The following is a 13,011-nucleotide window of genomic DNA, read 5'->3' as shown; positions in this document are numbered from 1 at the left end:
AGCAGGAAGGGCGTACCCCGATGACCCGGGTACTGGTGGTGGAGGACGACCCTCAGCTCGTCCGGGCCCTCGTGATCAACCTGCAGGCCCGCCGGTACGGGGTGGACCCGGCGCCCGACGGCACCACCGCACTCCGGCTGGCCGCCGCCCGTCAGCCCGACGTGGTCCTGCTGGATCTGGGTCTGCCCGACATGGACGGCACGGACGTCATCAAGGCGCTGCGCGGCTGGTCCCGCGTACCGATTCTGGTGCTGTCCGCACGCTGGGCCTCCGACGAGAAGGTCGCCGCGCTCGACGCCGGCGCCGACGACTACATCACCAAGCCGTTCAGCATGGACGAGCTCCTGGCCCGCCTGCGCGCCGCCGTGCGCCGCACCGAGGATGTGCCGCTCGCCCCAGAGGCGACGGCGGTCACCACCGACGGCTTCACCATCGACCTGCTCGCCAAGAAGGCCACCCGGGGCGGACGCGACGTCCGCCTCACCCCGACCGAATGGCATCTGCTGGAGATCCTGGTCACCAACCCCGGCCGGCTCATCACGCAGAAGCAGCTGCTGCAGGAGGTCTGGGGGGTCTCGCTGAGCAACAAGACCAACTACCTGCGCGTCTACATGGCCCAACTGCGCCGCAAGCTGGAAGCGGACCCCGCTCACCCCCGCAACCTCATCACCGAGCCAGGGATGGGCTACCGCTTCGAGGGCTGAACGCCATCCCGCCCGCCCCGCTCCCGCCCCGCTCCCGCCCCGCACCCGCTCCCGCCCCGCACCCGCGCCCGCGCCCGCGCCCGCACCCCGGCCACCGACGGCCGAGACGAAGAGACGAGACCATGGCACGCGGCAAGCTTCGGATGTACCTCGGTGCGGCACCAGGCGTCGGCAAGACGTACGCGATGCTCTCCGAGGCGCACCGCCGAGTCGAACGCCGTACCGACTGCGTGGTCGCCTTCGTCGAGCACCACCGGCCGGCTGTAGCCGCCCAACGCGAGAGCGGCACTCTCCATGATTCTCTGAATTCAGGATGGCGTGTACTGTCGTGGGGTGCTGACTGTTGCCTCCGACATCGACGTGCTGGCCCGGTTCGGCCGCGCGCTCGCCGACCCGATCCGCTGCCGCATTCTGCTCGCCCTGCGCGAGGCCCCGGCCTACCCCGCCGACCTCGCCGACGCACTCGCCGTCTCCCGCACCCGGCTGTCCAACCACCTCGCCTGCCTGCGGGACTGCGGTCTCGTCGTCACCGTGCCCGATGGCCGTCGCACCCGCTACGAGCTCGCCGACGAACGCCTCGGCCACGCCCTGGACGACTTGCGCACGGCAGTGGTCGCTGTCGAGACCGACCGCACCTGCGCAGACGCCGACGAGAAGGGATGCTGCTGATGACCGCGATATCCCTCGGCCCGTCCCCGGCCCGCCGCGACGCGCTCACCCGCCGGATACGCCTGCTGGTCGCCGCGACCATCACCTACAACATCATCGAGGCGGTCGTCGCCCTCACCGCCGGAACGATCGCCTCCTCCACCGCCCTGATCGGCTTCGGCCTGGACTCGGTCATCGAGGTCTCCTCGGCCGCCGCGGTCGCCTGGCAGTTCTCCGCCCAAGAGCACGCCGTACGCGAGGCCCGTGAGAAGACCGCCCTGCGGATCGTCGCGCTGTCGTTCTTCGTGCTCGCCGCCTACGTGACGATTGACTCCGTACGAGCCCTGGTCGGCACCGGCGAGGCCCGAACATCATTCCCCGGCATCGTGCTCGCCGCCCTCTCCCTCGCGGTCATGCCGTTCCTGTCCGCCGCCCAGCGCCGCGCGGGCCGCGAACTCGGCTCCGCCAGCGCGGTCGCCGACTCCAAGCAGACCCTGCTGTGCACGTACCTCTCCGCCGTGCTCCTGGTCGGCCTGATCCTCAACGCCACCCTCGGCTGGTCCTGGGCCGACCCTGTCGCCGCCCTCGTGATCGCCGCCGTCGCGGTCAAGGAGGGCCGCGATGCCTGGCAGGGCAAGGGGTGCTGCGCGCCCGCGGCCGCTGCGGTGCCGACGGCCAACCCCGAGGTCAGCGACGCGTGCGGCTGCGGCCCCGGCTGCGCCTGCTGCAACTGACTGTCCACGCACGCCGAACGGGCCCGCTGTCGACCGAGGCGCTCATGGGTGCGGGCGTCGTCCGACTCGTCCCCCGTCCTCGGTGTCCGGTGTGCCTACACCTCGATGAGCGAGCCCATGATGACCGTGCGGTCGCGGGGCAGGCCGAAGTGCTCGGCGGCGTCGGCCGTGATGTAGGAGGTGGCGATGAACAGCCGCTTGGGGCTCTACCTCGGCCTGGTCGGGGTGATCGGCGCCGCCCTGGGCGCGCTGCTGCGGTCGGTGGCCGGCGGGATCTCGGTTTTGGTGGCCACCCTGATGCTGATCCCGGGGCTGATCTCGCTGCTGCCGAGCTCCTGGCAGGACAACATCAGCCCCTACCTGCCGTCCAACGCGGGTGAATCGATGTTCGCGCTGACCCACGACTCCACGTCCCTGTCACCGGGCGCCGGGCTGCTGGTGTTCCTCTGCTGGACGGCGCTGGCGCTGGGCGGAGCGGCGTACCGGCTCGCGCGCAGTGACGTCTGACGCCCGCATCATGGACAGGTGACGTCCGTGACCACCGATGACCTCAGCGGAATGGGACCGCTGGTCGCCCGTCTGTCCCGGGGCGGCCAGCGGTTGCGGCACGCCGACCGGAGACATCCGTGGGTGCTGGAAACCGCGGTCGTGGTCCTGGTCTTCCTGATGTTCTGCCTGCCCGACCTGCTCCACGGCGGTGTGGACGACGGCGACAGCCCGCGCCGGTTCCGGCTCGCCTTCACTCACCTGCCCGTCGCGGGAATGCTGGCCCTGCAGGCCGGCCTGGTACTGCCCCTGCTGTGGCGGCGACGCAGACCCCTCGCGGCGTTCGCCACCATCTGGGCGGTGTTCGTCCTCCAGTGGTCCCTGGACGCCGCGCTGCGCGCGGACATCGCCCTCTTCGTCGCCCTGTACAGCCTGGCCCTGCACGGGCGGCTGCGGCAGTTGCCGTGGGCCTGCGCGGCCATGGCGGGCGCCATGGCGCTGGTCGCGGTACGCGCGTCCTCGACCGTGTCCGTCTGGGACGCGCTGTTCTTCCTGCTGAGCACGGCGACCGCGGCCCTCGCGCTCGGCCTGATGGTACGGATCCGCCGGGCCCAGCTCGCCGGACTGCGGGAACGGGCAACCCGGCTGGAGATCGAGCGCGACCAGCGCAGCAGGCTGGCCACGGCCAGCGAACGCACCCGGGTCGCCCGCGAGATGCACGACATCGTCGGCCACAACCTGTCCGTCATCATCACGCTCGCCGACGCCGGCGCCTACGCCACCGACCTCGCTCCCGCACGCGGCAAGGAGGCCCTGCGGCTCATCGGCGACACCGGCCGGCAGGCCCTCGGCGAGCTGCGGCGCGTGCTCGGTGTGCTGCGCGCGGCGACGGACGGCTCCCCGGGCGGGCCCGAACTCAGCCCGCAGCCCGGCCTCGCGGACATCGACGCGCTGTGCGCCACCGTGCGCGCCGCCGGACTGGAGGTCGTCTACCGGACCTCCGGCGACGTGGACGTCCTGGACAGCGGCGTACAGCTGACGGTGTACCGCATAGTCCAGGAGGCCCTCACCAACACCCTGAAACACGCGGACACCGGCGCCCGGGTGCACCTGGCGATCCGCGTCGAGGGCAGCCGGCTGACCCTCCGGGTCCAGGACACCGGCCCGGCCACACCGTCCGGACCGCCGAACGAGGAAGGACACGGTCTGGTGGGCATGCGGGAACGAGCGGCTCTGTACGGAGGCACGGTCAGCGCGGGCCCGACGGGCGGCGGAGGATGGAGCGTCGAGGCCGTCCTCGACCTCACACCCCAAGGCGGTGACCGATGACCACCGTGCCGCGGCCACCGTCGCCTATCTGCAGGGAGACGGACGGGATGTCGAACTCGAGGACCACACCACGGCGCTGGCTCTTCTGGACGAACGGCGTGTGAACCTGGCCCAAGCCCGGGTCCGTACGGTCAACCAGCTTCACGCACTGCTGCGGGAAGGTCGTGCCATGAGTCGACCCTTTCATGAAATCGAGTCTCCATTCGAGCCGGGGCGGTTCACTCCTGCGAGCCCTGCTCGTCCTGGCGAACAGCGAAGTACAGCGGTGACGAGACAGGCGGACGATCTCACCCCGACGATCATGCCGCCTGCCAGCATCAGGACCTCACCGGCGGATCACGCCAGCCCCGCGTTGCCGCTCGAAGGCACAGCAACAACTCAGAAAGACAGGGCGACGACATCAGTTCGGTGATGCGCTGGTGGTGCTCTTCGGTGGCGGTACGGCCAAGCCCCATCGCCCGTTGGAGTAGTGGACGAGCAGGTGGGCCGCCGGCGGCCGTTGTCAGTGACCGGATCTACTGTGAGGCCCGTCGATCGCCCGTGCCGCGGGCGGATTCATCACAGGAGCGCCGACCTGGGGTCGGCGTGGGTCCGAGGAAGGGGCGGCCGTGCGGCGTTGGGAGCTGGCTGACGGGGGCAAGGACAGCCCGACCATGTTCTGGGAGGTCGGGTCGGACGGCGCGGTGGTGATTGTCCGTCACGGAGAGGCCGGTGCACAGGAGCGTACGCGGGTCGAGGACTGCGGCTCGGCGACGGCCGCGGAGGCGTACGTGGCCGAGGCCGTTCGGGAGAAGGAACGCCAGGGGTACGCGCCCGTGGGCGCCGGTCATACGCCGGACGCCGGGGGTACCGGAGATGTCGCGGCGGCACCCGACGAGGACTCCTTCACGCTGCCCGCCGCCTGGCGGCAGAGCCTCCGCCCGCGCCGGGGCGGCATCACCCGGTACTCGCACGCCCCCCACGAGTCGGCTCTCGACTCCTGGGACAGGCGGCTCGCGGCGGCGAGGGAGGAGGAGTGGACCGGAACGGCCCTCGGCGAGGCCGTCGCGGGCATCGACCCGGAGCTCGCGGCCGCCGCACGTCGCTACCTGAAGGGGGCGGCGGATCCGGTCGGCGCCGCGGTCCTGGCCGTCGTCACCGACCGCCGGAAGCTGCTGTACGAATATGTCGTCGACGCCTGGACCCTGCGGCACGGCCTGGCCTTCGCGGCCCGTGCCACGGTGGAGCTGTTCGGGATCCACCGCGAGGACCCCGTTCAGGACCGGACCACCGGACTGGCCGTCCTGCCCGAGGGCAAAGCAAAGTACCAGCTGTGGTTACGCCGGGGCGCCGCCGACCGGGTGCGGACGCTGCTGTACATGGCCGACGAGAACACGTACCGCGAGGCGGTGGCCGCGCTGGCCGCGCACCGCGGCGGTGCGCGGCGCCGGATCGTGGTGTCGTATCTGGTGCCGAGCGAGACCGGCTGGGTCGCGGAGTGCTGCGCCGACCCGGGGGAGAGCGGCCGGGAGGACCGTGTCGTACGCGCCATGCTGTTCGAGTCGCTGAACGACGAGGAGCAGCTGCGGGCTCTGCTGCGGGAGGGCGGCGTGTCCGCCTACGACGGCAGCCTCTCCGCGGCAGCCACCGTCGCCGAGGGCGTCGGCCCGGCCGTCGCCGCGCTGATCGCGGAGATCTGGCGGCACCGCATGCCGTCCCGCGGGGTATCGGCGGAAGAACTGGCGGGGGTCCTGGCTCAGTTGCCGACGGACGAGGCGTTCGAGCTGCTGATGTCCCACGCGGACGACAAGCAGGTGCATCCGGCGCTGCTGGAGGCGGCGCGCCGGTATCCGGTGCGCGCGGCACGTCTCCTGGCCGACCGGGCGGCGCCCGCCCCGGGGCGCAACGCCCACCTGCTGGGCCAGTTGCTGACCGCGCACGTCGCCGTGCACCGTGAGCTGATGGAGCCGCGGCTCGCACAGTTCCCGCCCAAGGCCGCCGAGGTGGTGCGGGAGCTGCTGCACCCGGCCGCCGCCGACGCCCCCGACGACGCGCTGCCCGAGCTGCTGGTGAGCCCGCCGTGGACACGCGAGCGGACGGCTCCGGAACCGAGAACCGTCAAGGGGCTCGTCGCGGGGGAGGAGACCCGCATGCTGTGGCAGCCCGGCGAGCGTGAGGCATGGGATGCCGCCGTCGAGGGGCCCGAGCGGCGGCGGCGCCGGCAGAACGAGCCGTATCCCGTCGTCGAGGCCGTGCGGCAGCAGTTCACGAACCTCGACGACTACCGTCTGGCCGCCCTGCTCACCGACGGCCCGGACGCGTACCGCCCGTTGCTGGCGCAGTGGACTCCCGAGTGGATGTGGGTGAAGAAGCTGAAGCCGGTGGCCGCCCGCTGGGAGGAGGACGCGCTGCCGCCGCTGCTGCACGCCGCGACGCGGGAGCCCGCCGTGGCCGGCGGACTGCTCCTGCCCTACCGTCAGCTGGCGGTCGCGCGGCTGATGGCCGACTGGTTCGTGCGGCTGAGGTCCGTCGCGCCCACGGCCCGCGCGTGGTTCGCCCGGCACGGCGCGGACGCCGCCGCGCTGCTGGTGCCCGACGCCGCCGGCCCGGCGGGCGCCGCCCGCCACAACGCCGAGCACGCGCTGCGGGCCGTCGCCGCCACGCACGGCCAGGACGCCGTGCTCGACGCGGCGGGCGGTCACGGTCCCGAGGCGGTCGCGGTCGTCCGTGACCTGCTGTCGGCCGACAGCAGGGAGCTCGCGCTGCCACCGAAGATGCCGGAGCCGGCCACCTGGGCGGCCCCCCGGCTGCTGCCGCGCGTGCTGCTGCGTGGCCGGACCTCGGCGCTGCCGGACGAGGCGGTGCGCCATCTGCTGACCATGCTGGCGATCTCCCGGCAGGGCGCGGTCTACACGGGCGTGGAGGTGGTGAAGGAGGCGTGCGATCCCGAGTCGCTGGCCGAGTTCGGCTGGTCCCTTTTCGAGCAGTGGCGGCTGGCCGGTATGCCGGCCAGGGAGAGCTGGGCGCTGCACGCCCTGGGGTGGCTCGGCGACGACGACACGGTGCGCCGGCTGACGCCGGTCCTACGGAACTGGCCCGGCGAGGGAGCGCACAAGCGGGCCGTGGACGGCCTGCACGTCCTGGCGGCCATCGGCAGCGACGTCGCCCTGATGCATCTGCACGGGGTGTCCCAGCGGGTGAAGTTCAAGGGGCTCAAGGCGCGGGCCCAGGAGAAGATCGAGCAGCTGGCGGCCGATCTGGGGCTGTCCGGCGAGGAACTCGCCGACCGGCTGGTGCCGGACTTGGGGCTGGACGCCGACGGCTCGACCGTCGTGGACTACGGGCCCCGGCGCTTCACCGTGGGTTTCGACGAGCAATTGCGGCCGTACGTACTGGACCAGGACGGCAAGCGGCGCAAGGACCTGCCCAAGCCGGGTCCCCGCGACGACGCCGAGTTGGCGTCGGCGGAACGCAAGCGGTTCATGGCGCTGAAGAAGGACGTGCGGACGGTGGCCTCGGACCAGGTGCGCCGGCTGGAGGGTGCGATGGTCGCGGGCCGCAGCTGGACGACCGGTGAGTTCCGCGAGCTGTTCGTCTCCCATCCCCTGCTGTGGCATCTGGTGCGGCGGCTGGTGTGGCTGTGCGTCCCGGCCGGGGCTTCGGAGAGGGCTCTGTACGGGACCCCGGCCATCAGCGGCGCTGGTGCGCTGACGGCGTTCCGGGTGGCGGAGGACCGCACCTTCGCCGACGTACGGGACGCGGAGTTCACGTTGCCGGAGGACGCCTCGGTGCGGCTGGCGCACCCGCTCCACCTCGGCGAGGAGCTGACGGAGTGGGAGGAGCTGTTCGCCGACCACGAGATCCTGCAGCCTTTCCCGCAGCTCGGCCGCGCCGTGCACCGGCTCACGGACGACGAGGCGGCCGGCGACCGGTTGGAGCGGTTCGAGAACATCACCGTGCCGACCGCCAAACTGCTCGGCCTGGAACGGCGCGGCTGGGAGCGCGACGAGCCGATGTTCGCGGGTGTGCAGTGCCGGCTGTCCAAGCGGGTCGCGAAGGACCGCTGGATCATCGTCAGTCCGTCGGACGGGTTCAGGCTCGGCGCCGTCGACGTCTCCACCGAGCAGTCGCTGGAATTCATAGGACTCTCCGAGCAGCCCAGTGCGTGGAACCCACCCGGGGAGCCGTCCAGGCTCGCCTTCGCCGGACTCGACCCGGTGACCGCGTCCGAGTTGCTCGCCGACCTCACGGAACTGGTGGCGCGGTGACGACGACGCACCACACCGCACGGCGCAGCTCGGGGACGGCGCGGCGGCACGCGACACCGCGGCCGCTACGACGCGGGAGGACGTAGCCGGTGCGTGTTCAAAGGCCCCTCCGCTGCTGCGGTGGTGCACGGTCACGGCGGCCCGCACGTCGGCCGGATCGATGACGACACCGGTCTCCTGGATCAGGTCGCGCAGTGCCCGGGTCCAGTCGGCCTCGTACGTCCATAGGCTGCCGTCGCCCATGATCGCCAGTGTGGCTTGTGGGGCGGCGATCCGGTGCGCCATCGCCAGCACGTCCGGGCCGCTCATCCAGTGGTAGGCCCGGCAGGTGATCAGGTCCGGCGTCCATCTGTCCTCCCCGGGCAGAGGGGCGAGGGGCGCGTAGACGTCGGCGGAGGTTTGGACGACGTTGAGGGTGCAGTCCCCGAGCAGGGGCGTGAGCGCGGCCCGGGCCTGGTCGAGCATCGGCCGGCTCCAGTCGACGCCTTCGATGTACGCGAGAGTGGGGAGAGCTTTCAGCAGTGCCCGGGGGACTTGTCCGGTGCCGGTGCCCAGGTCCAGCAGTGTTGGATCGGGAAGGTCCCGGACGGTGTCGGCCAGCAGCTACCCTCTCCGGATCACCGCTCCAGCGGCCCACGAAGACCTGGATCGGCACCGCGAAGCCGTCGACGCTCGTCGCCTCCTCCAGGGCATACGGCGTCAGGCCTTCCACCTCCAGGCCCTCTTCGGCGAGCTCCCGCCGCAAGGTCGCCTCCAGGCTGACGTCCTCCACCGTACGGCCGCCGCCGAGGAGAGCGAACGTGCCCGGGGCCCAGATGCCTTCACGCTGGTCCCGCAGGTGAAGCAGGTATCTGCCGTGGCCGTCGTGGATCAGCGCGGAGGCGTTGACGGGCTCTGGCCGCCCGTCGAGGCCCTGGTCTCGGGCGTCCAGGAGCTTGGTACGCAAGGTCGGGGACCGGACGTCGGCGAACTCGAGCCACCGGGCGCCGGCAACCTCATCGTCCTGCACTGTGAGCTGGGGGTGCTGCTCGGGCACGAGGTAGAAGACGAAGCGGAAGTCGAAGTGCTGGTGGGACCCTTCGCCCTTGGCGGGGTTCGCGTCGATGTCGTGGACGTCGATGTCGATCGGAGCCGCGAGGAACTGCGGAGTCAGGCACAGGTCGCCCGGCCGGATGCCGGTCTCCTCGCACGCCTCCCGCAGCGCCCCGGCCAGGAGCGTCCGGTCGTCTCTTCGACATGGCCGCCCGGCGAAGCAGGCGGGTTCGCTGATTTCTGACTGCTGAGTCGCGGGAACCTGCGCCTCGGTGGGCGACGAGACGCTCTGGACGGACGAGTTTATGGCCGACCCGCCCTTGACCGAGAACGCTCAAGGCCGGTGTCGTCCCGGATCCAGGGGGTCGGCAGGTTCTGCCTTCATCGGCGCATCTCGGACGACTCCCTGTGCGAGCCGTCCGTCGAACGGATCGTCGTTGCGGAGGGCCGGTGTCCGAGGTGAGAATGCGTGGAGGTGCCGGGTGGTCATCCCGGCGAAGTGTTGGAGGCGCTGCTTGTGAACACCGCATCGCGGTGCGCCTCGCTATGCGCGCCAGACGCTGACCACTTCGCTTCGCCCATCGGCTGACCTGCTTCATTCACGGTGGGCGCTTCCCCTTATGGGAGACCACCGTAGTGTCCGAAGACTTCGGGACGGTTGATCGCCGTCCTCTGGCAACGGTTCTTGCCGCCAACCTCGTTTCGATCACAGGGAATTGCCTCACGTACATGGGCGGGGGGTGGGGGGAGCCCCCGCATATCCTGAACCGCGCCCCGCGTTTCCCCATACATATGGGGAAACGCGGGGCGGGAGTCTCCCCGTAGGAAACCTTGCGTGAGGGGTCAGGACGAGGCAGGCAGGGCCTTGATAGCGGCCTGCCATGGGTAGGCGTCGAGGTTGCCGTGCCGTGGTGGGTGCGGTACGAACGCGTCTTCACCGAGCAGGACGGTGACGCCAGCGTCGCGCAGGGTCTGGACGCTGCGGGTGATAGCGGGGTGTGCGTCCTGGGCGTTGTTCCAGTGGGGCAGGGCGACGATGGGCAGCTGCAGCCCGATGCCCTCGGTGATGAGCCCGAGGGCGAGGGTGTCGCTGATGCCTGCGGCCCACTTGTTGACCGTGTTGCTGGTCAGCGGGGCGACGAGCAGCGCGTCGGGGGCCGGGAGGACGTCCTCCTGGCTGGGGAGTTTGTACTCGTGGCGGACTGGGTGCCCGGTGAGTTGCTGCAGGGCCTCGATCTCGCCCTCGGCGTCCTCGGATGCCCACCGGTAGGCGGAGGGCGTGAGGATCGTGCAGACGTCCCACCCGGCCTGTTGGGCAGCGCGGATGGGCACGGTGAGGCGGCGGGAGGGCGGTGCGGCGCAGGCGATCAGGTACAGGGTGCGGTTCGTCACCGGGGCAGTCCACAGCGATCAGCGAGCGTGCGCAACCGGCCCTCGGCGGACCCGGCTCCGAGTAGGCGCAGGTTCTCGACGGTGGTCTTCGTGCGGGGTCGGCACTGGACCTCTTCGGGGGCCAGCTCCTCGGCATCCAGCAGGGTGTCGACCGCCTTCTCACGCTGTCCGGCCTGCAGCTCGCCGAGGGCACGGTCGGCGAGCAGGTGCGCCCGGCGCTCCTTGGGGAGGTTGCTGAACGCCTGGGTCGGGATGACCGCGACGGCGTCCGCTCCTTCGCTGAGCTGGACGTGTGCGGCGACGCGGGACAGCGACACGTTCGTCGGCCCGAAGCTGGTCCACAGCAGATTGTCGTCCCGGCCGAGGCGGGCGGCGTGCTCGTCGGCCTGGTCGAGGTGGTCGGGGAGCTGGCGGGCGTGGGCGGCGGGGTTGCGGTCGTCGGCCTCGGCGGCCGCCGCGGACGCCATGGCGGCCTTGAGGTAGAGCATCCCCAACACCGAGAAGCCGCCCGGACCGCTGCGCAGCAGCTCGTCCTGGAGGCGGTGGGCTGAGGCGAGCACGAACCGGGCGGCGTCGGCGGCCTGGCCGTGGTTGGTCATCGCGTTGCCGAGGTGGCGGGCGGCCGAGGCCATGAGGACGGGGTTCTCGCTGCGCTCGGCGGCGGTGACGGCGCGGTGCCCGGCGATGAGCGCCAGCTCGGTGTCACCCCACTTGATGGCGGCGACCTCGGTCAAACTCCAGGGTGAGCGAGAGCAGCTCGTACGCGGTGCGCCGGTCGTCGCCGCGGTGGTGCTGGGCGGCCCGGGTCGCGTTGACGAGCAGGGCGGGGATGGCGCTGCCCAGCTGCGCGAAGTGCCCGGCCTGGAAGCCGGTCCTGGCGTACGTCAGGGCCGGGCGCAGCCGCTCGACGGGCAGGGGCTCCTCGGGGGAGTCGTCGACCGCGCCCGTGATCACGTCGTGCCGGTGCAGCGCGCGGCGTACGGCGTCGATCTCGCTCTGCCCAACGCACTCGGTGTCGATGACGTCGGCGATCAGCCGCTCCAGCGTGATGCCGAGGCGCAGGGCGGCGAGCCGCATCACCGACAGCTGCGGGTCGGCCTGGCGGCGCCCGCCTTCGAGCTCCTCGACCCAGCGCAGGGACTTGCCCATGAGGTAGGCGAACTCCTGGCGGGACATGCGTCGGCGGGTGCGCCAGTAGTTGACTCGGCGGCCGAACTGGAAGGGGTCCATGGGTTTCTCCGGATGCGGAGCACGACCCACACACATCGTGTGGTCTGACCCCGGTATACCGCCCCTACCGTCCGGATATGGCCAAGTCCCAGAACCCCCTCACCCCAACGTGGGGGCCCTCCTCGTCCCTGACGACAACACCCTCGCCCATCTGCGCACCGCCAGCCCCGGCGCGACCCGCTTCGTCCAGTGCGGCGGCGGCCGGGACGCGGTCGTGATCTCGCCCCTGCAGCGCGGCCTCGCGGCGCTCGACGCCCTGGACCTGCCCGTCGAGGACGGGTACTCGGTGTTCGCCGACCCCTCCCGCCAGGAGCTGATCGTGGTGGTGGACGAGGGCTGGGTGCATCTGTGGGAGGACACCCCCGGTGTGCGAGTGCTCTCCCTCAGCTCCTGGCTCCTGCTGCCCGCGCCGGGCGGCGACAGCTCGTACTCCGCGCACTGGCTGAGCCGCCCGGCGCGGGACATCCCGTCCCTGTGGCGGGACCAGGAGACCGACCCGCTCCTCGGCGGGATGTCCGCCCGGGTCGATCCGCGGGCCCTGCTCGACGCGCTGGCCACGGTCGACAAGCCCGTGACGGCCCCGGTGGCGGCGTCATGAGCTCGTACACCGTGCTGTACGACCCGGAGGGTCTGCTCGGCGCGGAGTTCCCCCTCGACAGCGAGCCGTACATGAAGCTGGTCAAGGAACTGCTCGACTGGCCGGACATGGCCGACCTGTCGTCGAGCGACTGCCTGCAGCTCGCCCTGCAGCTGACCGGGCACGGCCGGGCGGTCGCCGGCGAAGTCCGCAAGCTCTGCGACGAACTGGCCGAGGGCGACGAGATCCGGGCCCTGGGCGAGGTCGTCCTCGCCGAAGCGGACCGCCAGCTGTCGGCTCGCCGGATGGGCACAGTGCACTTGCGTACAGCAGCGGGCCCGCATGGTCCGCGCCCTCTACGAACGCCTTGACCGGCTCAACAGCACACGCCCGGCAGCGTCCTCGACCTGATCGGCCCCAGACCGCCCGTCGTCTTCCCCCGTGGACGCGGGCGTACGGAGCCCCCAGCTGGCCGTTCCACCCGACCCAGCTGGGGGCTCTCCCATGCCCGGCCTGCTCCTGGTGGTCCGCCGCGCGGGTCACCGCAGGCCCGCCAGGGCCGAGGAGCTGCCGACCCTCGCGCCGCGACCGGAGCGGGAAAAATCGGGCATTGAGGCACTGTCCAGGACGTG

General features: G+C 71.7%; 11 protein-coding genes and 4 pseudogenes. 9 read left to right on the top strand and 6 right to left on the bottom strand.

Annotated features, from left to right (window positions below):
* Window positions 1-20: 20 nt before the first annotated feature.
* The 6 genes and pseudogenes from M2271_RS12250 to M2271_RS12225 all read left to right on the top strand — a co-directional run bounded on the left by M2271_RS12250 (window position 21) and on the right by M2271_RS12225 (window position 3,901).
* Window positions 21-704: a response regulator transcription factor gene (locus tag M2271_RS12250; RefSeq protein WP_280887173.1), complete on the top strand. Its 684-nt coding sequence runs from the start codon at window positions 21-23 to the stop codon at window positions 702-704.
* A 122-nt stretch (window positions 705-826) separates the two neighbouring features.
* Window positions 827-967 (top strand): annotated as a pseudogene (locus M2271_RS12245) (sensor histidine kinase KdpD); the annotation flags it as partial.
* A 70-nt stretch (window positions 968-1,037) separates the two neighbouring features.
* Window positions 1,038-1,373: a metalloregulator ArsR/SmtB family transcription factor gene (locus M2271_RS12240; RefSeq protein WP_280887273.1), complete on the top strand. Its 336-nt coding sequence runs from the start codon at window positions 1,038-1,040 to the stop codon at window positions 1,371-1,373.
* Complete coding sequence (locus M2271_RS12235; protein WP_280887272.1) at window positions 1,373-2,086, top strand: cation transporter; 714 nt, start codon at window positions 1,373-1,375, stop codon at window positions 2,084-2,086. Before M2271_RS12240 ends, M2271_RS12235 begins: the two co-directional genes overlap by 1 nt.
* Before the next feature lie 201 nt (window positions 2,087-2,287).
* Window positions 2,288-2,593: pseudogene (locus tag M2271_RS12230) on the top strand (ABC transporter permease); the annotation flags it as partial.
* Window positions 2,594-2,620: 27 nt separating this feature from the next.
* Window positions 2,621-3,901 carry a sensor histidine kinase gene (locus M2271_RS12225; RefSeq protein WP_280887172.1) on the top strand — a complete coding sequence of 427 codons (1,281 nt, stop codon included), beginning with the start codon at window positions 2,621-2,623 and terminating at the stop codon, window positions 3,899-3,901.
* Here the strand turns inward: M2271_RS12225 and M2271_RS12220 are convergent.
* Entirely contained in the window at window positions 3,876-4,088 is a 213-nt protein-coding gene (locus M2271_RS12220; protein WP_280887171.1) for a hypothetical protein, read from the bottom strand. The two genes, M2271_RS12225 and M2271_RS12220, sit on opposite strands and share 26 nt — an antisense overlap.
* Window positions 4,089-4,509: 421 nt before the next feature.
* Here M2271_RS12220 and M2271_RS12215 point away from each other — a divergent pair, with 421 nt between their 5' ends.
* Window positions 4,510-8,148: a DUF4132 domain-containing protein gene (locus M2271_RS12215; RefSeq protein ID WP_280887170.1), complete on the top strand. Its 3,639-nt coding sequence runs from the start codon at window positions 4,510-4,512 to the stop codon at window positions 8,146-8,148.
* Window positions 8,149-8,406: 258 nt separating this feature from the next.
* Here the strand turns inward: M2271_RS12215 and M2271_RS12210 are convergent.
* The 5 genes and pseudogenes from M2271_RS12210 to M2271_RS12190 all read right to left on the bottom strand — a co-directional run.
* A pseudogene (locus tag M2271_RS12210) lies at window positions 8,407-8,703 on the bottom strand (class I SAM-dependent methyltransferase); the annotation flags it as partial.
* Window positions 8,704-9,160: 457 nt separating this feature from the next.
* Window positions 9,161-9,349 (bottom strand): annotated as a pseudogene (locus tag M2271_RS12205) (NUDIX hydrolase); the annotation flags it as partial.
* A 674-nt stretch (window positions 9,350-10,023) separates the two neighbouring features.
* A complete protein-coding gene (locus tag M2271_RS12200) occupies window positions 10,024-10,572 on the bottom strand; it encodes a flavoprotein (RefSeq protein ID WP_280887169.1) in 549 nt (182 codons plus the stop codon).
* Complete coding sequence (locus M2271_RS12195; protein ID WP_280887168.1) at window positions 10,569-11,306, bottom strand: hypothetical protein; 738 nt, start codon at window positions 11,304-11,306, stop codon at window positions 10,569-10,571. The genes M2271_RS12200 and M2271_RS12195 overlap by 4 nt, the downstream gene beginning before the upstream one ends.
* Window positions 11,275-11,802: a helix-turn-helix transcriptional regulator gene (locus M2271_RS12190; RefSeq protein WP_280887167.1), complete on the bottom strand. Its 528-nt coding sequence runs from the start codon at window positions 11,800-11,802 to the stop codon at window positions 11,275-11,277. Before M2271_RS12190 ends, M2271_RS12195 begins: the two co-directional genes overlap by 32 nt.
* Window positions 11,803-11,911: 109 nt before the next feature.
* Between M2271_RS12190 and M2271_RS12185 the strand changes: the two genes are divergently transcribed.
* Complete coding sequence (locus tag M2271_RS12185; RefSeq protein ID WP_280887166.1) at window positions 11,912-12,400, top strand: hypothetical protein; 489 nt, start codon at window positions 11,912-11,914, stop codon at window positions 12,398-12,400.
* A complete protein-coding gene (locus M2271_RS12180; protein ID WP_348539162.1) occupies window positions 12,397-12,750 on the top strand; it encodes a restriction endonuclease in 354 nt (117 codons plus the stop codon). Before M2271_RS12185 ends, M2271_RS12180 begins: the two co-directional genes overlap by 4 nt.
* Window positions 12,751-13,011: the final 261 nt, after the last annotated feature.

This window comes from Streptomyces sp. LBL (assembly GCF_029893585.1).
Classification (GTDB): Bacteria; Actinomycetota; Actinomycetes; order Streptomycetales; family Streptomycetaceae; genus Streptomyces.
This window is presented reverse-complemented; position numbering and strand designations above follow the sequence as displayed.

Coding starts and splice junctions, on each gene's coding strand:
- M2271_RS12250 (WP_280887173.1), top strand. CDS start 21: ATGACCCGGGTACTGGTGGTGGAGGACGACCCTCAGCTCGTCCGGGCC.
- M2271_RS12220 (WP_280887171.1), bottom strand. CDS start 4,088: ATGAAAGGGTCGACTCATGGCACGACCTTCCCGCAGCAGTGCGTGAAG.
- M2271_RS12180 (WP_348539162.1), top strand. CDS start 12,397: ATGAGCTCGTACACCGTGCTGTACGACCCGGAGGGTCTGCTCGGCGCG.
- M2271_RS12190 (WP_280887167.1), bottom strand. CDS start 11,802: ATGGACCCCTTCCAGTTCGGCCGCCGAGTCAACTACTGGCGCACCCGC.
- M2271_RS12235 (WP_280887272.1), top strand. CDS start 1,373: ATGACCGCGATATCCCTCGGCCCGTCCCCGGCCCGCCGCGACGCGCTC.